This is a genomic window from Methylobacterium indicum (assembly GCF_017347565.1).
Classification (GTDB): Bacteria; Pseudomonadota; Alphaproteobacteria; order Rhizobiales; family Beijerinckiaceae; genus Methylobacterium; species Methylobacterium indicum.
Window position 1 is genome coordinate 5408579 of record NZ_AP024145.1, and the last position, 20364, is coordinate 5428942.

Annotated in this window: 22 protein-coding genes; 9 read left to right on the forward strand and 13 right to left on the reverse strand. The window is 70.9% G+C overall.

Annotated features, from left to right (window positions below; genetic code table 11):
- Positions 1–527: 527 nt before the first annotated feature.
- The 4 genes from trpS to miv_RS25140 form a co-directional block, all read right to left on the reverse strand.
- A complete protein-coding gene (gene trpS / locus miv_RS25125; RefSeq protein ID WP_207179554.1) occupies positions 528–1568 on the reverse strand; it encodes a tryptophan--tRNA ligase in 1041 nt (346 codons plus the stop codon).
- A 102-nt stretch (positions 1569–1670) separates the two neighbouring features.
- A complete protein-coding gene (locus miv_RS25130; protein ID WP_207179557.1) occupies positions 1671–2420 on the reverse strand; it encodes an endonuclease III domain-containing protein in 750 nt (249 codons plus the stop codon).
- 56 nt (positions 2421–2476) lie between these two features.
- Positions 2477–3130, reverse strand: coding sequence for a septation protein A (locus miv_RS25135; protein WP_048430854.1), 654 nt, complete (start codon positions 3128–3130; stop codon positions 2477–2479).
- Positions 3131–3761: 631 nt separating this feature from the next.
- Positions 3762–4085 carry a hypothetical protein gene (locus tag miv_RS25140; RefSeq protein ID WP_244276405.1) on the reverse strand — a complete coding sequence of 108 codons (324 nt, stop codon included), beginning with the start codon at positions 4083–4085 and terminating at the stop codon, positions 3762–3764.
- A 188-nt stretch (positions 4086–4273) separates the two neighbouring features.
- Between miv_RS25140 and miv_RS25145 the strand changes: the two genes are divergently transcribed.
- Positions 4274–4522: a DUF4258 domain-containing protein gene (locus tag miv_RS25145; RefSeq protein ID WP_207179559.1), complete on the forward strand. Its 249-nt coding sequence runs from the start codon at positions 4274–4276 to the stop codon at positions 4520–4522.
- Entirely contained in the window at positions 4519–4722 is a 204-nt protein-coding gene (locus tag miv_RS25150) for a DUF2283 domain-containing protein (protein ID WP_048430857.1), read from the forward strand. Before miv_RS25145 ends, miv_RS25150 begins: the two co-directional genes overlap by 4 nt.
- Positions 4723–4737: 15 nt before the next feature.
- Here miv_RS25150 and miv_RS25155 read toward each other — a convergent pair whose 3' ends face one another.
- The 3 genes from miv_RS25155 to miv_RS25165 form a co-directional block, all read right to left on the reverse strand.
- On the reverse strand, positions 4738–4923 hold the full coding sequence (locus miv_RS25155) for a YegP family protein (protein ID WP_207179561.1): 186 nt from the start codon (positions 4921–4923) through the stop codon (positions 4738–4740).
- A gap of 518 nt (positions 4924–5441) precedes the next feature.
- Complete coding sequence (locus miv_RS25160) at positions 5442–5825, reverse strand: hypothetical protein (RefSeq protein ID WP_207179564.1); 384 nt, start codon at positions 5823–5825, stop codon at positions 5442–5444.
- A 22-nt stretch (positions 5826–5847) separates the two neighbouring features.
- Positions 5848–7362, reverse strand: coding sequence for a DEAD/DEAH box helicase (locus miv_RS25165; RefSeq protein WP_058619284.1), 1515 nt, complete (start codon positions 7360–7362; stop codon positions 5848–5850).
- Positions 7363–7751: 389 nt separating this feature from the next.
- Here miv_RS25165 and miv_RS25170 point away from each other — a divergent pair, with 389 nt between their 5' ends.
- On the forward strand, positions 7752–8819 hold the full coding sequence (locus tag miv_RS25170; protein ID WP_207179566.1) for an NAD(P)H-dependent flavin oxidoreductase: 1068 nt from the start codon (positions 7752–7754) through the stop codon (positions 8817–8819).
- A gap of 3 nt (positions 8820–8822) precedes the next feature.
- Here the strand turns inward: miv_RS25170 and miv_RS25175 are convergent, their stop codons facing one another.
- Positions 8823–10304: an MFS transporter gene (locus miv_RS25175; RefSeq protein ID WP_207179568.1), complete on the reverse strand. Its 1482-nt coding sequence runs from the start codon at positions 10302–10304 to the stop codon at positions 8823–8825.
- A gap of 104 nt (positions 10305–10408) precedes the next feature.
- The gene (locus miv_RS25180) at positions 10409–10822 is read right to left on the reverse strand and encodes a PaaI family thioesterase (RefSeq protein ID WP_425312940.1); all 414 of its coding nucleotides are present in this window, start codon (positions 10820–10822) and stop codon (positions 10409–10411) included.
- Between the two features lie 143 nt (positions 10823–10965).
- Here miv_RS25180 and miv_RS25185 point away from each other — a divergent pair, with 143 nt between their 5' ends.
- From miv_RS25185 to miv_RS25210, 6 genes are all read left to right on the forward strand, one after another.
- A complete protein-coding gene (locus tag miv_RS25185) occupies positions 10966–11652 on the forward strand; it encodes a histidine phosphatase family protein (RefSeq protein WP_048425466.1) in 687 nt (228 codons plus the stop codon).
- Positions 11653–11829: 177 nt separating this feature from the next.
- Positions 11830–13053 carry an ABC transporter substrate-binding protein gene (locus tag miv_RS25190; protein ID WP_425312992.1) on the forward strand — a complete coding sequence of 408 codons (1224 nt, stop codon included), beginning with the start codon at positions 11830–11832 and terminating at the stop codon, positions 13051–13053.
- A gap of 67 nt (positions 13054–13120) precedes the next feature.
- Positions 13121–14149 carry a cyclase family protein gene (locus tag miv_RS25195; RefSeq protein WP_048425465.1) on the forward strand — a complete coding sequence of 343 codons (1029 nt, stop codon included), beginning with the start codon at positions 13121–13123 and terminating at the stop codon, positions 14147–14149.
- 8 nt (positions 14150–14157) lie between these two features.
- Entirely contained in the window at positions 14158–15306 is a 1149-nt protein-coding gene (locus tag miv_RS25200; RefSeq protein ID WP_207179572.1) for an NADH:flavin oxidoreductase/NADH oxidase, read from the forward strand.
- Positions 15307–15562: 256 nt separating this feature from the next.
- Positions 15563–16513, forward strand: a complete 951-nt coding sequence (locus miv_RS25205) for a 3-hydroxyacyl-CoA dehydrogenase family protein (RefSeq protein ID WP_207179574.1) — start codon at positions 15563–15565, stop codon at positions 16511–16513.
- A 66-nt stretch (positions 16514–16579) separates the two neighbouring features.
- A complete protein-coding gene (locus miv_RS25210) occupies positions 16580–17569 on the forward strand; it encodes a glucokinase (protein ID WP_207179576.1) in 990 nt (329 codons plus the stop codon).
- 10 nt (positions 17570–17579) lie between these two features.
- On the opposite strand, the gene miv_RS25215 is transcribed toward miv_RS25210, so the two are convergent.
- The 4 genes from miv_RS25215 to acuI form a co-directional block, all read right to left on the reverse strand.
- A complete protein-coding gene (locus miv_RS25215) occupies positions 17580–17993 on the reverse strand; it encodes a VOC family protein (RefSeq protein WP_058618911.1) in 414 nt (137 codons plus the stop codon).
- A 43-nt stretch (positions 17994–18036) separates the two neighbouring features.
- Positions 18037–18531, reverse strand: coding sequence for a YciE/YciF ferroxidase family protein (locus miv_RS25220; protein WP_058618912.1), 495 nt, complete (start codon positions 18529–18531; stop codon positions 18037–18039).
- Between the two features lie 295 nt (positions 18532–18826).
- Positions 18827–19288 carry a transcription elongation factor GreA gene (greA, locus tag miv_RS25225; protein WP_048425459.1) on the reverse strand — a complete coding sequence of 154 codons (462 nt, stop codon included), beginning with the start codon at positions 19286–19288 and terminating at the stop codon, positions 18827–18829.
- Positions 19289–19337: 49 nt separating this feature from the next.
- Positions 19338–20345, reverse strand: coding sequence for an acrylyl-CoA reductase (NADPH) (acuI, locus tag miv_RS25230; RefSeq protein WP_058618913.1), 1008 nt, complete (start codon positions 20343–20345; stop codon positions 19338–19340).
- Positions 20346–20364: the final 19 nt, after the last annotated feature.

Consider the following 20364-nt stretch of genomic DNA (forward strand, 5'->3'; position numbering starts at 1 on the left):
AGCATGCCGGCCATGTCGAGTCGCCGCAAATCACCTGCATCGTCCGAGCATCGGGATGCCCCCCGGAACACCATCCTGAGGGATGAGATCGAAAATCTGAGACAAAAGTCGCGGTCCCGCCCCACCCTGATCGAGGAATGGGCACAGGATGTGCAACGGGATGATTCGGCCGACCGGGCCGTTACTCGGCTGACACAGCTGAAGGCCAGCGGCAAGATGTGAGAATAATTTTGCGTATCTACACGCACAAGATGAAGCTATGGAGCGATATTCTCGCCTCCATGGCTTGCACCCTGGCTCGAGAGAGCTATGGCCGCTCGAATGCGGCGGTGATTGTCAGATAGCCGACGATCGGTCGAGATGTTCTGTAAAGTATCGAACGGATGTGATCGTCGACGCCGTTTCCATGCGGTGGGGCGAGCGGCAGGAGCCGGCGCACCCGACGGCCGCCGGACGCCCCGGATCGGGCTTTCACCTCCGGAGCGGCCATGGAGAGGGCCAATCCCGTCGGGGGTAGCGGCCGGCGCTCAGCGCCGACGCACGAACCCGACGATGTCCTTGACCGTCGCGATGTTGGGGGCGGCGATCGCCTCCGCCCGCGCCGCGCCGTCGGCCAGCACCGCATCGATATGGCCCGGATCGGCGACGAGGCGCTTCATCTCGGCGCCGATCGGCCCGAGCTTGGCCACCGCCAGATCGACCAGCGCGCCCTTGAAGGCCGAGAACTGCGCGCCGCCATACTCGCGCAGCACGTCCTCCCGGCTCACGTCGTTGAGGGCCGCGAAGATGCCGACGAGGTTGTCGGCCTCCGGCCGCTTCTCGAGGCCGGCGGTCTCGGAGGGAAGCGGCTCGGCATCGGTCTTGGCCTTGCGCACCTTCGTGGCGATGCCGTCGGAATCGTCGGTGAGGTTGATGCGCGAATAGTCGGACGGATCCGACTTCGACATCTTCTTGGTGCCGTCGCGCAAGGACATCACCCGGGCGGCCGGCCCGCCGATCAGCGGCTCGGTGATCGGGAAAAACGCCTCGCCGTGGCCCTGTTCCGCGATCGCTCCCGCGAAGTCGTTGTTGAACTTCTGGGCGATGTCGCGGGTCAGTTCGAGATGCTGCTTCTGATCCTCGCCCACCGGGACGTGGGTGGCGCGGTAGGCCAGGATGTCGGCCGCCATCAGCACGGGGTAGTCGTAGAGGCCGACGCTGGCGTTCTCGCGGTCCTTGCCGGCCTTCTCCTTGAACTGCGTCATGCGGTTGAGCCAGCCGAGGCGGGCGACGCAGTTGAAGATCCAGGCCAGTTCCGCGTGCTGCGGCACCTGGCTCTGGTTGAACACCACCGAGCGGGCCGGATCGATGCCCGCCGCCAGGAACGCCGCGGTGACCTCGCGGATCTGGCGCGTCAGCTCGGCCGGGTCCTGCCAGACCGTGATCGCGTGCAGGTCGACGACGCAATACAGGCAGTCGAACTGCGCCTGCATGGCGACGAAGCGCTTGATCGCGCCGAGATAGTTGCCGAGGTGCAGGTTTCCGGTCGGCTGGACGCCGGAGAAGACCAGTTCCTTGAACGCGGGCATCGTGAGTTCGTCGTCCCCTGGGGCGGTCCCTGGCCGAGGGCTGTCACACTCCCGCGGGCGCGGCGTTCTGGACCGTTCCGGGAGGGGGGTCAAGCAGCCCGATCAGGGGTGGAGCGCGGCCGTGCGATCGGGCCTGCGGCTCTCCGTCCGGGCCTGGCCCGTCGGGCAGAGATCGAGCACGGCGCAAGCCCCGCAGGCGGGGTTGCGGTGGAAGCAGCAGCGCTGCCCGTGCAGCATCAGGATCTCGTGGTTGTCGTAAAGCTTCTGCGCGTCCCAGTCCGCCGGCAGCTGCGCCCGCAGGATCGCGTGGGCGGGGCCGACATCGACCTTGGGGCCGATGAGCCCGGTGCGCTGCGCCACGCGGTGGTGGTGGCTGTCGACCGGGAGCGCCGGCATCCGCAGGTCGCTGAACGAGAGGACCGCCGCGCTGGTCTTCGGCCCGATGCCGGGAATTTCCTCGAGCCAGGACCGAGCCTCGGCCACCGGCATGTCGCAGAGAAAAGCCAGATCGAGGCTCCCGGCCCGGGCCTGCACCGCGCGCAAGACCGCCTGGATCCGCGGCGCCTTCAACTCGGGCCAGGTCACGCCCGCGATCAGCGCCTGGACCTCCTCGGTCGGCGCGGTGACGAGCGAATCCCAGTCGTTGAAGCGCGCCCTGAGCGCCTTGAAGGCGCGGCCCGAATCGGCGTTGCGGGTCCGGTGCGACAGGAGCGAGGAGATCAGCTCGCTCACCGGGTCGAGATCGTGGAAGTAGGGGATCGGGCAGCCATAGACCCCGCACAGGCGGCGGTGGAGGGCCAGGGCCTTCTCGGCCATGGGCGTCTCGGCGAGATCTTTGGGCGCGGTGCTCATGACGGGATGAATCCCCGAAGTGGGGCGCCCGTTCCGGCTGCGGCACCGCGTCTCGTTCAGGCGTGGTCCGAGGTCGTCCCTTCCGCTTTGGTCTCGTCCGACTTGGCGTCGTCCTTCTTGCGCTCGTAGCGCAGCAGGAGCGGCGTCTGGGCGAGCGCGAAGGCGATGGTGAGCGGCATGATGCCGAACACCTTGAAGCTGACCCAGAAGTCCGTGGTCTGGGTGCGCCATACCACCTCGTTCACCGCGGCGAGGAAGAAGAAGAACAGGCCCCAGCGGAAGGTGAGCTTGCGCCACCCCTCCTGCGTGAGATCGAACACGCTGTCGAGCACCAAGGCCAGCAGCGGCCGGCCGAAGGCGAGGCCGCCGAGGAGCACCGCCCCGAACAGGCTGTTCACGATGGTGGGCTTGAGCTTGATGAACACCTCGTCGCGCAGGAGCAGCGTCAGGCCGCCGAACACCACCACGACGACGCCGGAGACGAGCGGCATGATCGGCAGCCGCCGCACCCAGGCGTAGTGGACCGCGAGCGCTACCAGGGTCGCGGCGATGAACAGCCCGGTCGCCACGAACAGGCGCTGGTCGGCGGCGAAGCCGAATTTTTCCGCGTAGGCGTTGCCGAAGAAGAAGACCCCGAGAGGGCCGAGTTCCAGGGCGAGCTTGGCAAGGGGCGGCAGGTGGGCCTGGGGCGGGACGGCTTCGATCTGCATGGGGCGGGGGCGACGTCCTTGTCTCGCGCGCGGGAGCGGCATCCTCCAGGCAGGTGGGTCCGCTCGGTGCCGCACGCAACGGGAGGCGAGGCCATAGACCGGTGCGGCCGAGTCTTCCATCCCCCCGCGGCCTCCGGCTCACCTCGGCGGAGGGCGCCGGGCGTCGATGCTCGCAGGCCCCCGCGTTCGGGCACGTGTCCGGCCCAGGCGTGCCGTTACACTCTGGACCGGCGCCACGTCCTGCCGTGAACACCGTTCGCCTGGACTTCGGATCGGGCTCCGCTCAGTGATCGGTATGCGTCCGGCGCCGTCGGGCACGATGGCCGTGACCTCAAACGGCGGCGAATCGTATCCCTGTCTTTGGAATCGGGTGGAGCCGTCGCTGCCGAGGAGGTGGGTATATTCTTTGTAATCCTGTCTTAAATATTCTGCCGATCATCACGTTCATATGCATCGGAATAATCGGGGAGGTTTGCTTCCTTCGAACGAATTCGATGATGTTTTCAATATAAAGTCATATCGAGATGACATATGGCAATATAGCAAAGAGGCTCTCCTGCTGTTCGCAGGAGAGCCCGCTGCGTGTCTGCCGGCGGACGAAGCGGTTCCGCTCAGCAGCCGATCACCTCACTCAGAAACCCCGATAGTAGCCGCGCGGGCCGTAGCCGTAGCCGCGGTGGCCCCAATGGCGATGCCCGAAATGGCGCGGGCCGCGGAAGCCGTAGCGCGGGCCGAAATGGCGGCGGTAGCCATAGCCGTAGCCGCGCGGGCCCCAATGACGATGACGGCCGTAATAGCCGTACTGCGCCCAGGCGATCGGCGCGGAGGTCGCCGCCGGGGCGGCGGTCTCGCTCAGCGGAGCGGCGCTGGCGCCCTGCGGCATGGCGGCAGCGCCGCCCAGGATCAGTCCGGCCGCCAGAATCACGGTCTTCAGCACGTCGTCGGTCCTACTCATGCGAAAGGGCCTCCCGAGAGAGGCGGTCGCCTCTCGGTCGAGGCATGGACGGCTGAAACGCGCGGGGGCGGGAAAGCGTTGCGTGTCGGACCGACGGTGTGGCGCGTGAAGGAAATGCGTTGCGCAAAGATTAACGACCCGTTGCTAGGATCGATCGACGGCTTGTGCCACCCGGGGACGATCGACGCATGCGCTTCACCTACACACGCCACTCCCGAACCGTGATGGAGGAGCGGGGCTTGGATGCCGGCTGGGTCGAACGGACGATCCTCCACCCTGATCAGTTGGAGCAGGATGCGCGAGATCCCACTCTCCTGCGCGCTTTCACGGCGATACCCGAGCGCGACGGTCGGGTCCTTTGTGTGGTATACCGGCCCGAGCCCGACGGCTGCATCATCGTCACGGCATTCTTGGACCGAAGGAGGCGTACGACGTGAAGCTGCGTTACGACGACGAAGCCGATGCGCTCTACGTGCGCTTCGCCGAGGCCGCCGTCGCGGAGAGCGAGGAAGTCAAGCCCGGCCTGATCCTCGACTTCGACGCTGACGGTCGCCTCGTCGCCCTGGAGATCCTTGACGCGTCCGCCGCCCTTGCGGCGGGGGCCGATATCAAGAATTTTAGACCCGAGGCGGCCTGAGATCGAGCCCCGTTCTCAGGCGATCTTGAGCGTCATGTTGACCACCCGGGCGTTGGTCGCGCCCTTCACGAGCGCGATGCCGTGCTCGCAATCCTCGCGACGGACGTAGCCCTCCCCCGAATCGGCCACCACCTCGCCGTTCTCGGCCCGCAGGCGCCAGCGCCACTCGCCCTTGCCGTCGCGATAGAGTTCGAAGCGCATCGGCGTCTCCTGCCTCGCTGAGTCGAAGGCTGGAGATGGGGTCCCATCCGCGTGTCGCCCAGAGCGAATCGACACCGGATCGCGGACCGCACGATCCATGCCTCGCCGTCAGACGAGCGCCGGGGCTGTCCTCCGCCCGGCTGTCTGGCCGTCGTTGCCATCGTCCCGGATACGCCGCGGCCGAGTCGGCGACCATGACAAACTCGCGACCCGATCCCTCGGAGGGCCGGATGAAGACTCGGGCGCGTACCGGCGCTACGGCAACGCGAGCGCTTGACGATCGCGTTGCCCTCGCGACGCTCTCCAGGCCTCGCGATCTGGCCGCATTGTCCGCGACGAACCGGCATCCGCTTCGTCGGACGTGCTCCCGGCACACGACCTCATCGGGCGCGATCGGGAGCCTGTCGGCAAGCTCGGCGAATCGCAGGCCCTGGTGGATGCCGATCTGCGAATCGGCATCAGCGACCGCATGCCGGACGATGTCCGCCGGCTCTGACGGGCGAGGCTGGCAGTGACGATCAGGAAACCATGATCGATCCCGGTCGATGACCTGCCGGACAACTCTTCAGGCCGATACTGACATCGCAGAAATTTTCGACCATGGCGTGCCGAAATCTGGTCGAGATCGGGCAGAAATGCAGGAAGCGGGACTGTTTCGCGCCTTCCCGCGTCTCGTTGTCCATCCGCGGATGGCGCGCGAGCGGCGTGAGCTGCGGCCGCCCGCCGTCGTCCTGACGGCACGCACGCCATCTTCTGGCGAGCGTGATGACGTCCTGACCGTCCGCGTCCTGCAGAGGCGACAGGATGGGGAGGGCCTCCTGTCCTGTCGGGTGTACGCGAGCCGAGAGCAACACCCCGAATGCGCGAAGCCCGCGCTCCTGTCCGGAGCGCGGGCTTCTCACTCTTCAGCGTTGATCAGGCCGTTCAGCGCGGGGCGCGGTCGAGCCAGCCGATCGCGCGGCCGTCGCGGTTGCCGCCGCCGCCCGCCGGACGCTGCTGGCGGTTGCCGTCGGCGCGTCCGCCGCCCTGGGGACGGCCCTGGCCCTGGCCCTGCGGCCGGCCCTGACGTCCCTCGTGGCCGCCGCGCCCATCGTTGGCGCGGGGCTCGCGGTGCTCCTGCGGACGGCCGGCGCCGTGGCGCGGCTGGCCCTGACGGCCCGCCGGCTGGCCCTGGCGCCCACCGGGCTGCTGGCCCTGGCGGCCGCCCCCGGGACGCTGGCCGCGCGGGCCCGAGCCGGGCTGGCGCCGGTCGCGCTCGGCCTCGGCGACGGCTTGCGCCGCCTCCTCGCGGCTCGGGGGCACGAAGCCCTCGGGGATCGCCATCACCGGCACCTTCTGGCGGGTCAGGCGCTCGATGTCGCGCAGGTAGGCCTTCTCCTCGTCGTTGCAGAACGAGATGGCGAGACCGTCCTTGCCGGCGCGCGCGGTGCGGCCGATGCGGTGAACGTAGGCCTCCGGCACGTTCGGCAGGTCGAAGTTGACGACGTGGGACACGCCGTCGACGTCGATGCCGCGGGCGGCGATGTCGGTCGCCACCAGCACCCGGCAGGTGCCGGCGCGGAAGGCGGCGAGCGCCCGCTCGCGCTGCGGCTGCGACTTGTTGCCGTGAATCGCCGCCGAGCCGATGCCGTCGCGCTCGAGGCCGCGCACCACGCGGTCGGCGCCGTGCTTGGTGCGGGTGAAGACCAGCACCCGGTCGATCGCCTCGTCGCGCAGGATCGTGGCGAGCAACTGCTGCTTCGAGCCGGTCGGCACGAAGACGACCTTCTGGTCGACCCGCTCGGCGGTGGTAGCGACCGGGGTCACCGCGACCTGGACCGGGTTCTTCAGGTACTGGTCGGCCAGCCCGGCGATGTTCTTCGGCATGGTGGCCGAGAAAAAGAGGCTCTGGCGCTGGGCCGGCAGCAGCTTCACGATGCGCTTCAGCGCATGGATGAAGCCGAGGTCGAGCATCTGGTCGGCCTCGTCGAGGACGAGGTATTCGACGCCGTCGAGGGTCAGCGAGCGGCGGTCGATCAGGTCGAGGAGCCGGCCCGGGGTGGCGACCAGCACGTCGACGCCGTTGGCCAGCGCCCGCTCCTGGCGGCCGATGGTGACGCCGCCGAACACCACCGTGGTGGTGAGCTTCAGGAACTGGCCGTAATCCTTGAAGCTGTCGGCGATCTGACTGGCGAGCTCGCGGGTGGGCGCGAGCACCAGCACGCGGCAGCTGCGGCGCGGCGCGGGCTTCCCGGCGCCCTCGGTGGCGAGACGGTGCAGGATCGGCAGCGCGAAGGAGGCGGTCTTGCCGGTGCCGGTCTGGGCGATGCCGCACAGGTCCTTGCCCTGCATGGCGGGCGGGATCGCCTGCGCCTGGATCGGGGTCGGCGTGACGTAGCCGGCCTGGGCGAGCGCCTTCAGGATCGGCGCCGCGAGGCCGAAATCGGTGAACTGGGTCAAAGGAATCTTCTTGAATTTTGGCAGCGGGATCGCCGCAAGGCGCGCACGGGGCACGGCCTTCATCGCGATCCGATGTCAGGAGACCGCCCGCGTGATGGAGCGATCCGAGGGACGAGCGATTAAGAGAGGGCCGGGCCTGCCGCGCAGGTGCCGCGGCGAAATCCGTCACGCAGCCCTCTCGAGCGGACCGCGATCGGCCGCTGACGCTGCAATCCGCCATATGGCGTTGCGCGGGTGCGAAGTCAATCGCGGGAGGCGACGCGGTGCGCGACGGTCTCCCCTGCCCCGGACGCTTGGCTCGCGTCTCCGGCGGCGGGCTTGCCTGCCGCCGCGGGGGATCCGATGCTGCCGAGGAGCACCCACCGGGTGCGCCTGCCCGGAGCCCGCCCGTGACGCATCCCGCCCTCGCCCGCGCCGAGGCCTTCGCGGCGACCTACGGCCTGCGTCGGCCGGTGCTGCTCGCGCCGATGGCCGGGGCCTGCCCGCCGGCGCTCTCGCTGGCGGTGATGCGGGCGGGCGGCCTCGGCGCCTGCGGCGCGCTGCTGATGCAGCCCCCGGCGATCCTCGCCTGGGCCGAGGCGGTGCGGGAGGCTGGCCCGTTCCAGATCAACCTGTGGATCCCCGATCCCGCCCCCGTCCGCGACCCTGCGCACGAGGCGCGCCTGCGGGCGTTCCTGGGCGGCTTCGGTCCCGCGGTGGCGCCGGAGGCGGGCGACGCGACGCCGCCGGATTTCTTCGCGCAGTGCGAGGCGGTGATCGAGGCCCGGCCCCGAATCGTCTCCTCGATCATGGGGCTCTACCCGCCGGCCCTCGTCGCGCGGTTCAAGGCGAGCGGCATCGCCTGGTGGGCCACCGTCACGACGGTGGCGGAGGCGCTGGCCGCCGAGGCGGCCGGCGCCGACGCCGTCGTGGCGCAGGGCGCGGAGGCCGGCGGGCATCGCGGCAGCTTCGATCCGGCGCGGGCCGAAATGGCGGCGGTCGGCCTGATGGCGCTGTTGCCGGCGGTGGTCGATGCGGTGACGATTCCGGTCGTCGCCACCGGCGGCATCGCCGACGCCCGCGGGGCCGCGGCGGCCCTGCTGCTCGGCGCCAGCGCCGTGCAGGTCGGCACCGGATTCCTGCGCTGCCCCGAAGCGGGCATCGCGTCGGCCTGGGCGGAGGGGCTCGGCCGGGCCCGCCCCGAGGACACGCAGGTCACCCGCGCCTTCAGTGGCCGCGCCGGCCGCAGCCTCGCGACCGAGTACGTCGCGGCCGCCGCGGCGGCGGACGCCCCGGCGCCCGCCCCCTATCCGGTCCAGCGCGGCCTGACGCAGGCGATGCGCGAGACGGCAGCGAAGGCGGGCGACCTCGGCCGGATGCAGGCCTGGGCCGGGCAGGCGGCGGGTCTGGCGCGGGCGGTGCCGGCGGGGGAGGTGTTGGGCGGGATCTGGAGCGGGACGGAGGAGATGCTGGGCTGAGCCTCAAGTCTCGGCCGCCAACGGCTTCGCCACGTCCTCCAGCGATTTCCGCTCCGCCGCCACCCCCCAGATCCCCGCCACGATTCCGGCCGCGATCATCAGCACCGAGGCCAGCAGGTAGCCGCCGAAGATGGCGTTGCGCGAATGCCCCTCGATCAGCACCCCGAACAGGGCCGGCCCGGCCGCCCCGACCGAGGTGCCGACCGCGTAGAACAGCGCGATGGCGAGCGCCCGGATCTCGAGCGGAAATACCTCGCTCACCGTGAGATAGGCCGAGCTCGCCGCGGCCGAGGCGAAGAAGAACACCGCCATCCAGCACAAAGTCAGGGTCGTCGCGGTGACGATCTCCTGCTGGAACGCCCACCCGCTGAGGGCCAGCAGCACCCCCGACATCCCGTAGGTGGCGGCGATCATGGGTTTGCGGCCGAGCGTGTCGAACAGCCGCCCGAGCAGCACGGGGCCGAAGAAATTGCCGGCGGCGAAGGGCAGGATGTACCAGCCGACCCCGTCCGCCGGCACCTGGTAGAAGTCGATCAGGATCAGCGCGTAGGTGAAGAAGATCGCGTTGTAGAAGAAGGCCTGCGCCGACATCAGCGCGAGTCCCACCCAGGCCCGCTGCCGGTAGGCCTTGAGGGCGGCGAACACCTCGGCGAGCGGCGTGTGGCTGCGCTGGCGCAGTCGCGCCTTCGGGAACGGGCCGTCGGTGAGCGCGTGCCCTTCCGCACGGAAGCGCGCCTCGATCCCGGCGACCAGGGCCTCGGCCTCCTCGTGCCGGCCGTGGGTCATCAGCCAGCGCGGGCTCTCGGGGATCCAGGTGCGCAGAAAGAGGATGACGAGACCGAGGAACGCGCCGAGCCCGAAGGCGACGCGCCAGCCGAGATCCGGTCCGAACAGGGCGGGATCGAGCACGACGAGCGAGGTGCCGGCGCCGAGCACCGCGCCGAGCCAGAAGCTGCCGTTGATGACGAGGTCGGTCCAGCCGCGGGCCCGGGCCGGGATCAGCTCCTGGATGGTGGAATTGATCGCCGTGTACTCGCCGCCGATGCCGGCCCCGGTAAGGAAGCGAAACAGGCAGAAGCTCCACAGGCTCCAGGACAGGCCGGTGGCGGCGGTGGCCGCGAGGTAGACCGCCAGCGTGATGAAGAAGAGCTTCTTGCGCCCGAGCCGGTCGGTGAGCCAGCCGAAGCCGACGGCGCCGAGCACCGCGCCGGCGAGGTAGCTCGAGGTCGCGAGCCCGATCTCGGCGTTGGAGAATTGCAGCGTCGGGCTCGCCTTGAGCGCACCGGCGAGCGCGCCGGCGAGCGTCACCTCGAGCCCGTCGAGCACCCAGGTGATGCCGAGCGCCAGCACCACCAGCGTGTGGAACCGGCCCCAGGGCAGCCGGTCGAGCCGGGCCGAGACGTCGGTCTCGATCACGCCGCCGACGGCGGCGCCGGGCTCGATCGCGCCGCCGGGGGCGGGGCGGGTCGCGGATGGGTGCGTCATCGGGGCCTTTCGATCGGACCGTGCCGGAACGGAGATGGCCCCCGACGCCGCCAGGGGAACCCGAAACCGATCAGAAACCTCGGCGGCCCGCCCCAAAACCCGCTCTACGCCTTGGCCTGCTCCTTCACGCCGACCGGCTTGAACACCCCGGTCGAGGTCGCCACCACCCGCCTCGCCTCGTCGCGGATCTCGGCGTCGCAGAACAGGATCGACTGGCCGGCCCGCGTCACCCGGCCCTCCGCCAGGAGCACGCCGTGGCCGGGGGACAGGAAGCGGGTCTGCATGTCGAGGGTCACCACCGGCCGGCCGGCGGTGAGGCGCGCCACCGTGCCCATGGCGATGTCGAGGAGCGTGCAGAGGATGCCGCCATGGGCGATGCCGAGGTTGTTGCCGTGCTGTGGCCCGAGCGCCAGGCGCAGGCGCGTGCGCCCGTCCACCACCTCCAGCGCCTCGATGCCGCAGAGTCGAGCGAACGGGATGGTCGCCCCGTAGATGTTGCCGTGATCCGCCTCGTCCATCATCCGCTCCCGCTCGCATCCGCTCCAGCTTGCTTCGGGCCCGTATGGGGAGAGTTCGCCGGCCTGGCAATTCGGCGGTTCTTCCTCCTGTCCCCCCTCGTGACGCCCTGGCGGCGCTTTCGCACAGTGCTAAGAGTGGGGACATGAGCGCCTCTCCCCCCTCCTCCTTCGTCCGTACCCGCTGGTGGTGGGTGCGCCACGCCCCCGTCAGGGGCGATGGCGGCCGCATCTATGGCGGCGCCGACATCGCCTGCGATTGCGGCGACGCCCACGTCTTCTCGGCCCTCGCCCCGGTGCTGCCCCGCGGCGCGGTCTGGGTCGCGAGCCATCTCGGCCGCACCCGGCAGACCGCCGAGGCCCTGTGGCAGGCCGGCGATTTCACCGTGGACGGCAGCGGCCCGCGGCTCACCGCGCTCCCGGCCCTGGCCGAGCAGAATCTCGGCGCCTGGCAGGGCCAGGACCGGGCGCGGTTCTTCGCCGAGCGCCAGCCCCTTGCGGCGAGCTACTGGTTCGCCCCCGCCGACGAGTGCCCGCCGGGCGGCGAAAGCTTCTCCGATCTCTCGGCCCGGGTCGGCGCCGCCATCGCCGAGCTCACCGCCGAGCACAGCGGACGCGACATCGTGGCGGTGGCCCATGGCGGCACGATCCGGGCCGCCCTCGCGCTCGCCCTGAACCTGCCGCCCCAGGGGGGCCTCGCCTTCGCGATCGAGAACTGCTCGCTCACCCGCCTCGACCATTACGACGGCCCGGACGGCGCCGGCTGGCGCGTCGGCATGGTGAATGCCCAACCCTGGCTCGGGGCGACGGAGGGGGCCGGACCGGCCGCGTGAGGCACCCCCATACCGATTTTTCCGGCCCGCCCCGCTTCGCCCGCGGTTGACAACCGGGGGCGCTTGTCAGGACCATGCATCCGGGCGCCCTCGACGGCGTACCGCACGAACGAACGTCTTCGACGAAGGACGGACCGGGTGAGGACAACGCTTCTGGCGGCGACGCTCGTCGCCGCGATGCCGGGCATGGCTTTGCAGGTCGTGGCTTGGCAGGGGACCGCGCGTGCGCAGTCGGCGCCGGCGCCCAAGGCTTCCCAGACGATCTCCGACGGCGTGGTGCGCCTCGGCTTCCTGCTCGACATGTCGGGGCCCTATGCCGACGTGACCGGGCCCGGCAGCGCCGCGGCGGCCCGCATGGCGGTGGAGGATTTCGGCGGCACGGTGCTGGGCGCCCCCGTCGAGGTCGTGGTCGCCGACCACCAGAACAAGCCCGACATCGCGGCGACCACCGCCCGGGCCTGGTTCGACACCGGCGGGGTCGACGCGATCCTGGACGTGGCGGCCTCCGCCACGGCGCTCGCCGCCGCCGACATCGCCAAGGCCAAGAACAAGGTGATCGTGTTCAACGGCCCCGGCGCGGTGCGGCTCACCAACGAGGCCTGCTCGCCGGTCTCGGTGCACTGGGCCTACGACACCTACGCGCTGGCGAATTCGACCGCGCAGGCCACCGTCAAGGCCGGCGGCGATTCGTGGTTCTTCGTCACCGCCGACTACGCCTTCGGCCACGACCTCGAGCGCGACGCGGGCGCGGTGGTGAAGGCCAATGGCGGCACGGTGCGGGGCGCGGTGCGGGTGCCGCTCAACACGGCCGACTTCTCGTCCTACCTGCTCCAGGCGCAAGGGTCGGGTGCCAAGGTGGTCGGCCTCGCCAATGCGGGGGCGGACACCACCAACGCGATCAAGCAGGCGGCCGAGTTCGGCCTGACGCAAGGCGGGCAGAAGCTCGCCGGGCTGCTCGTCTACATCAGCGACGTCCACAGCCTGGGTCTCAAGGCGACGCAGGGGATGCTGCTGACGGAGGGCTTCTACTGGGATCTCAACGACGAGACCCGGGCCTGGTCGAAGCGCTACTTCGACCGGGTCGGCAAGATGCCGAACATGTCCCAGGCCGGCGTCTACTCGACGGTGATGCACTATCTCAAGGCCGTGCGGAAGGCCGGTACCGACGAGACCGCGCCGGTGATGCAGGCGATGCGCGACATGCCGGTCGACGACTTCTACGCCCGCGGCGGCCGCATCCGCGAGGACGGCCGCATGGTCCACGACATGTACCTGTTCGAGGTCAAGAGGCCCGAAGAATCGAAGGGGCCGTGGGACCTCTACAAGCGCGTCGCCACGGTGCCGGGCGACAAGGCGTTCCAGCCGCTCTCGGCCTCGCGCTGCCCGCTGGTGAAGAAGTGACGGCGGCGGACGCGCGCGCCGCGGACCGGCGCGCCGTCCGGCCGCACCGTGAGGGGAGATCCCGACCATGACGCTGCGCTGGCGCCGCCGGCCGGAGGGCTCGACCTGGGGCGATTTCGGCCCCGACGACGAGCTCGGCCGGCTCAACCTCCTGACCCCCGAGAAGGTGCGCCAGGGCGCCGCCGAGGTGCGGGAGGGCCTGACCTTCTGCCTCAGCCTGCCCCTCGACTATCCGGGCGGAAACGTGCTCAACCCCCGCCGCCACCCGCCGCAGATCCGCCCGACCGTGCGGGCGAGCGGCCGCCCGAACATGAACTTCCTGGTCTGCGAGGAGGTGCCCGACGCCACCGACGTGATCAGCGACGACCTCGCGGTGCTCCACCTGCAATACTCGACGCAGTGGGACAGCCTCGCCCATGTCGGCTCGCTGTTCGACGTCGAGGGCGACGGCACCCCGCGCCCGGTCTACTACAACGGCTTCCGGGCCGGCTCCGACATCACCGGTCCCGCCACCCCGGAGGAGGCCGGCGCCCCCTCACGCGCCCAGGCGCTCGGCATCGAGCGGCTGGCCGAGCGCGGCATGCAGGGGCGCGGCGTGATGATCGACCTCCATGCCCATCTCGGCGAGGCCCGGGTGGCGGTGGGCTACGACGGCCTGCGCCGCATCCTCGACGCCGACGGGGTCACGGTCGAGCCGGGCGACATGGTCTGCCTGCATACCGGCTTCGCCGAGCGGCTGCTCGGGATGAACCGCAACCCGGACCCGGCGATCGTCCACGACCTCTGCGCCGGCCTCGACGGGCGCGACCGCAAGCTCCTCAACTGGATCACCGATTCGGGGCTCGCCGCCCTCATCGCCGACAATTACGCGGTCGAGGTCCACCCCGCGATGCCGGCGGAGGGGTGCTGCGCCACCCTCCCCCTGCACGAGCACTGCCTGTTTCGTCTCGGAGTCAATCTCGGCGAGCTGTGGCACCTCACGCCGCTGGCGAACTGGCTGCGGGCCAACGGGCGCCACCGCTTCCTCCTGACGGCGCCGCCCCTGCGGCTGCCCGGCGCGGTCGGCTCGCCGACGACGCCGATCGCCACCGTGTGAGCCACCCCATGACCGCGCCGCTCTTCACGCCCGTCTCCCTCCGCGACGTCGCCTTGCGCAACCGCATCGTGATCCCGCCGATGTGCCAGTATTCGGCGGCCGACGGGATGGCTGGCGATTATCACCTCGTCCATTACGGCCGCCTCGCCCTCGGGGGCGCCGGGCTGGTGATCCTGGAGGCGACCGCGGTGGTGCCGGAAGGGCGCATCACCCACGGCGATCTCGGGATCTGGTCCGACGCGCACGGCGCCGCGCTCGCCCGGGTCGCGGCCTTTCTCAAGGCCCATGGTGCGGCGGCCGGGGTGCAGCTGGCGCATGCCGGCCGCAAGGCCAGCATGCAGCGCCCCTGGGAGGGCAACGGCCCGCTCTCGGCCCAGGAAATCGCCCGCGGCGAGGCGCCCTGGCCGATCGTGGCGCCGAGCGCGATCCCCCTCGACGAGGGCTGGCTGATGCCGGCCGAGCTCTCGGGCGACGATCTCGACGCCCTGACCGAGGCGTTCGTGACGGCGGCCCGGCGGGCCGAGGCGGCGGGATTCGACGTGATCGAACTCCACGCCGCCCACGGCTACCTGCTGCACACCTTCCTGTCGCCGCTGACCAACCGGCGCGAGGACGCGTTCGGGGGCGACCGGGCCGGGCGCATGCGGTTTCCCCTGCGCATCGCCCGGGCGCTGCGCGAGGCTTGGCCCTCGCACAAGCCGCTCTTCGTGCGGGTCTCAGCGGTCGACGGGCTCGAGGGCGGGATCACGCTCGACGACACCCTGGCCTTCGCGGGCGAGTTGCGGGGGCTGGGGGTCGACGTCCTCGACTGCTCGTCGGGCGGGCTCGCCGGTTCGGCCACCGCCGCCCGGATCCGGCGCGACTACGGCTTCCAGGTCGGCTTCGCCGAGGCGGTGAAGCGGGAGACCGGGCTTTCCACCATGGCGGTCGGCCTGATCGTCGATCCGCGCCAGGCCGACGCCATCGTGGCGGAGGGCCGAGCCGACCTCGTCGCGGTCGGCCGCGAGGCGCTGGCCGACCCGAACTGGGCGGTGCGCGCCAGCCGCGTCCTCGACGGGGCGCCGGAGCCCGGCTTCGAGGCCTGGCCGCAGCAGGCCGGCTGGTGGCTGGAGCGGCGGGAGAAGGACATCGCCCGGCTGGGGCCGTGGCGGGAGTGAGCCTCGTCATCCGGTCCCTCCCATCCACGACCTCATCCTGAGGTGTCGGTCCATCGACGATGGACCGACCTCGAAGGAGGGCTCCAGATGTCGATGCGCGTCCTGGAGCCCTCCTTCGAGGCTTCTCTCAGTCTGCGATCTTCACCCGCCAGGCATCTCAGGGTGAGAGTGCGAGAGGGATGAATCGGCATTCGCGGATCGACGCCGATCGCGGACGGCGCGACGCAACGACAATCAATCGGAACGGGAGGACACCATGAGCGAGATCGCAGTCGTCGGCGCCGGCCTGATGGGGCATGGCATCGCCCTGGTGCTGGCGCTCGGCGGGCATCGGGTGCGATTGACGGATAGCCGGCCCGAGACCCTGGAGCGGGTGCCGGGCCTGATCGCCTCCGCCCTCGACACCCTGCGGGAGGCCGGCGCGGTGTCCGCCGACTGGACGCCGGAGCGGGCGGCGGAGGCCATCCGCCTCGAACCGGACCTCGCCGCGACGGTGGCGGGGGCGAGCCTCGTCATCGAGGCGATCACCGAGAACCCGGAAGCCAAGCGCACCCTGTTCGCCGAGCTCGACCGGCTCTGCGATCCCGAGACCCGGATCGCCAGCAACACCAGCTACCTCGACGTCTTCCCGCTGATCCCGGAGGCCCGGCAGGCGCGGGCGCTCGTGATGCACTGGTACACCCCGCCCTACATCGTCGACCTCGTCGACGTGGTGCCGGGCCCGCAGACCGATCCGGCGGTGATCGAGGAGGCACGCCAGCTCGTGCTCGGCCTCGGCCAGGTGCCGATCGTGCTCAAGCGCTTCATCCCGGGCTACGTCGCCAACCGGATCCAGTCGGCGATCTCGGCCGAGGTCTACCACCTGCTCGACGAGGGCGTGGCGTCCGCCCGCGAGATCGACGACGCCATCATCCACGGGCTCGCCTTGCGCATCCCGATCCTCGGCCACCTCGCCAAGGCGGATTTCACCGGCATCGAGCTGCTGCGCCACGCGCTGGCCAATGCCAGCTACAGCCCGCCCCCGCCCCGTACCCGCTCCGAGGCGGTCGACGACCTGGTGGCGCAGGGGCGCACCGGCGTGATGGCGGGAAAAGGCTTTTTCGATTGGGGCGGGCGCGATCCGGCCGAGCTTTTTCGCGACCGCGACCGGCGGCTGCTCGCCCTCAAGCAGGCGATGAAGGAGGTCGGCCGGATGGAAGGCGAGTGAACCGGTCGACCGGGGCCGCCGCGGCGCTATAACCGGTAGCCCTGAGGCGGAGCGAGGCGGCGGCCCATGTTCGAGTTCCCGGTCCTGTTCGGCGACATCGGTGGCACCAACGCGCGCTTCGCCGTGCAGGAGAAGCCGGGGTCCGAGCCGGTGGTCCTCGCTCACGAGAAGACCGCCGCCTTTCCCGATCCGAGCGCGGCGATCCGGGCCGCCCTCGACACGAGCGACGTCGCCCCGCCCCGCTCCGCGATCCTGGCGGTGGCCGCCCGGGTCGACGGGCCGTCGGTCCACCTCACCAATGCCCATTGGGTGATCGAGGGCGAGCGGATCGGTCGCGATTTCGACCTGAGGAGCTGCCGGGTCGTCAACGATTACGTCCCGGTGGCGGCCGGCGCCGCCGCCCTCGATCCGGCGGGTCGCGACCGCTCGATCCTGGAGCAGATCGGCCCGACGCTCTGTCCCGATGGGGGGGCGCGGCTGGTGCTCGGCCCCGGCACCGGCTTCGGCGCCGCGGCGCTCGTGCCCTACGGCAAGCAGCTCGCCATCGTCTCGACGGAAGCCGGCCACATCGATTTCGGGCCAAGCGACGCGGAGGAAGCGGCGTTCTGGCCGAACCTCGCCCGGATCGAGGGGCGCATCACCGTCGAATCGCTGCTCTCCGGCCCCGGCCTCACCCGGCTCCATGCCGGTCTCGGCGGCGGTGAGGCCGACCCGAAGGACATCACCGAGCGGGGCATGTCCGGCGAGGACCCGGCGGCGCGGCGCACCCTGCAGGTCTTCTCCAAGCTGCTCGGACGGCTCTGCGGCGACCTCGCCCTGACCTTCCTCGCCACCGGCGGGGTCTATATCGGCGGCGGCATCGTGCCCCGCATCCTCGACGTGCTGAACGACGGCACCTTCCGCCGCGCCTTCGAGCACAAGCCGCCCTTCTCCGATCGCATGACGCAGATCCCGACCTGCGTCATCACCATCGCCGACCCGGCGCTCGCCGGCCTTTCGGCACTCGCCTGTCAGCCGGACAGGTTCGCCTATGACGGGCAGCACTGGGTGGCGTGAGCGGGACCGGTCAGTATCCCTTCCAGAGTCCCGGCGTCGCCAGTTCGACCAGGTGGCCGTCGGGGTCGCGGAAGTACAGGCTGGTGCCGCCTCGCGGCCATGTGGTGCGGCCCTCGACCACGATGCCGTGCGCCGCGAGGTGCCGCTCCCAGGCGTCGAGCGCATCGGCCGGGATCGACAGGGCGAGGTGGAGCGGGCCCGACCCGTCATGCGGCGGGATGGTGCCGCCGGGCGTCGGGATCGGTGTCAGCGAGCCGCCGCGGGGAAACAGCAGCAGCACGCCGCGCCCGGCGACGTCGTAGGCCCGCATCCGATGGTCCTCGTGCAGGCAGGGCAGGCCCATCGGCCCGCCCCAGAACGCGGCGGCCCGCGCGAGATCGTCGACGTAGAGGACCGTCTCGAGGATTCCGGCGATCGGTGGCATGGCTGGCACCTCCCGCCGGATCAACGCCCGGGCGGTCCGGCGGTTACGCCACCGCGGCCGGGTTGACCGCGTCCTCGGCGAGTTCCGACAGCACCTCGTCGGTGTTCTCCTCCTCGACCAGCGTCTCCTTGATCAGGTCTTCGGCCTCGCTCAAGCCGAGCTGGCGCGCCCAGGCGAGCAGCGTGCCGTAGCGGGTGATCTCGTAATGCTCCACCGCCTGCGCGGCGGCGATCAGGCCGGCATCGAGGGCCTCGCCGCCGGCGAATTCCCGCATCACCTCCTCGCCCTCGGCGATGATCCCCTGGATCGCCTGGCAGGTCACGCCCTCGGGCTTCTCGCCGACGATCCGAAACACCTGGTCGAGGCGCTTCACCTGCGCGCGGGTCTCCTCCAGGTGGACGCCGAAGGCACCCCGCAGGGCGTCCGAGCGGGCGGCCTGGGCCATCTTGGGGAGGGCCTTCAGGATCGCGTTCTCGGCGAAGTAGGTGTCCTTGAGCTGATGCAGGAACAGCGCCCGGAGGGTCTTGTCGTCGGCCATGCATATGCTCCCATGGGGTACGGAAACGCCCCCGGAAACGCCGCGTCGCCTGGCTTCGTTCCGATGCGGGGATACGCTCCGGATCATCGCGACGGGCCTGCGCGATCGGATCGGCCCCCTCGATCGAGCCAGGCTTCATCGACCCCTCGCGATGCTCCGCAAGGGACCGAGGCCGTGACGGCGGATGATCGAGAGCGGCCGGGCTCGAAAAAAGTCGGCCCGGCCTCGTCCCCGCTCGCGGAAACATGCGAGGGGCGAGGCCGGGCCTTCGGATCGTCTCCCGTCCGGATCGGGCTCAGCGCACCGCGACGATCTCGATCTCGTGCTCGGCGAGCGTGACGGTGTCGCCGGCCTGCTTGCCGGTGAGCGCGCGGGCGAGAGGCGCCACGTAGGCGATGGTGCCCTTGGCGGGATCCGCCTCGTCCTCGCCGACGATGCGGAAGGTCTGCTCGCTGTCGTCGTCGCGCGTGATGGTGACGGTCGAGCCGAAATGCACCGTATCGCCGGGGGGCTGCTCGACCACCTGGGCCGAGTTGCGCCGGGCGGTCCAGTAGCGCAGGTCGCGGTTCACCCGCGCCATGTTCGCCTTGTCGTCGGGGGACAGGCCGGCATGCTCGGTGTGCAGCCGGTCGAGTTCCGCGTCGATGAGGGCGAGGCCCTCCGGCGTGACGAAGTTGGGATGCGGGGAGACGGGGCGGTCGGGGAGATCCTCGAAGGCCTCCCCGCCCTCCTTCTCGCGAACGAAGGCGATGCTCATGAAACGGGCAATGCGCGAGGTCTCGTCAAGGTTCCGCCGGCCCGCGCGGTCAGGCGATCGTCACCACCACCCGCCCGCGGGTGCGCCCGGCCAGGATCTCGGGTCCGCGCGCGATCACGTCGGCGAGCGGCACCGTCGTGGTCATCGCAGAGAGGGCGGCGGGATCGAGGTCGCGGGCGAGGCGAGCCCAGGCCTCGCGGCGCAGGGGAAGCGGCGCCATCACGCTGTCGATGCCGTAGAGCGCGACGCCGCGCAGGATGAAGGGCGCGACCGAGGTCGGCAGGTCCATGCCGCCGGCGAGGCCGCAGGCGGCGACGGCGCCGCCGTAGCGGGTCATCGCCAGGGCGTTGGCGAGCGTCGTCGAGCCGACCGCGTCGATCGCGGCGGCCCAGCGCTCCTTGCCGAGCGGCTTGCCCGGGGCGCTCAGCTCCTGCCGGTCGAGGATCTCGGCCGCGCCGAGGCCGCGCAGGTACTCGGCTTCCTCCTCCGCCCGTCCGGTCGAGGCGACGACGTGCCACCCGGCACGCGCCAGCAGCGCGACCGCCACCGAGCCGACGCCGCCGGCCGCCCCGGTCACCAGGGCCGGACCGGATTCGGGGGTGAGACCGTGGCGCTCCAGTGCCAGCAGGGCGAGCATCGCAGTGTAGCCGGCGGTGCCGATCGCCATCGCCTGCTCGGGGGTGAGCGTCGCCGGCAGCGCGACCAGCCAGTCGCCCTTGACCCGTGACTTTTCCGCATAGGCGCCGAGATGGGTCTCGCCGGTGCCCCAGCCGTTCAGCACCACGGCGTCGCCCGGCTTCCAGTCCGGGTGGGAGGACGTCTCGACCACGCCGGCGAAATCGATGCCCGGGATCATCGGCCAGCGCCGCACCACCGGCGCCTTGCCGGTGAGGGCCAGTCCGTCCTTGTAGTTGAGGGTGGAATGGGTGACCCGGACGGTGACGTCGCCGTCCATCAGACCGGCCTCGTCGAAGTCCTGGAGCGAGACCCGCTGGTTGATCTCGCCTTTCCCGCCGCCCTCGCCCTTCTCGATCACCACCGCCTTGAAGGTACCCACGCCGTCGCCTCCCTGTCCG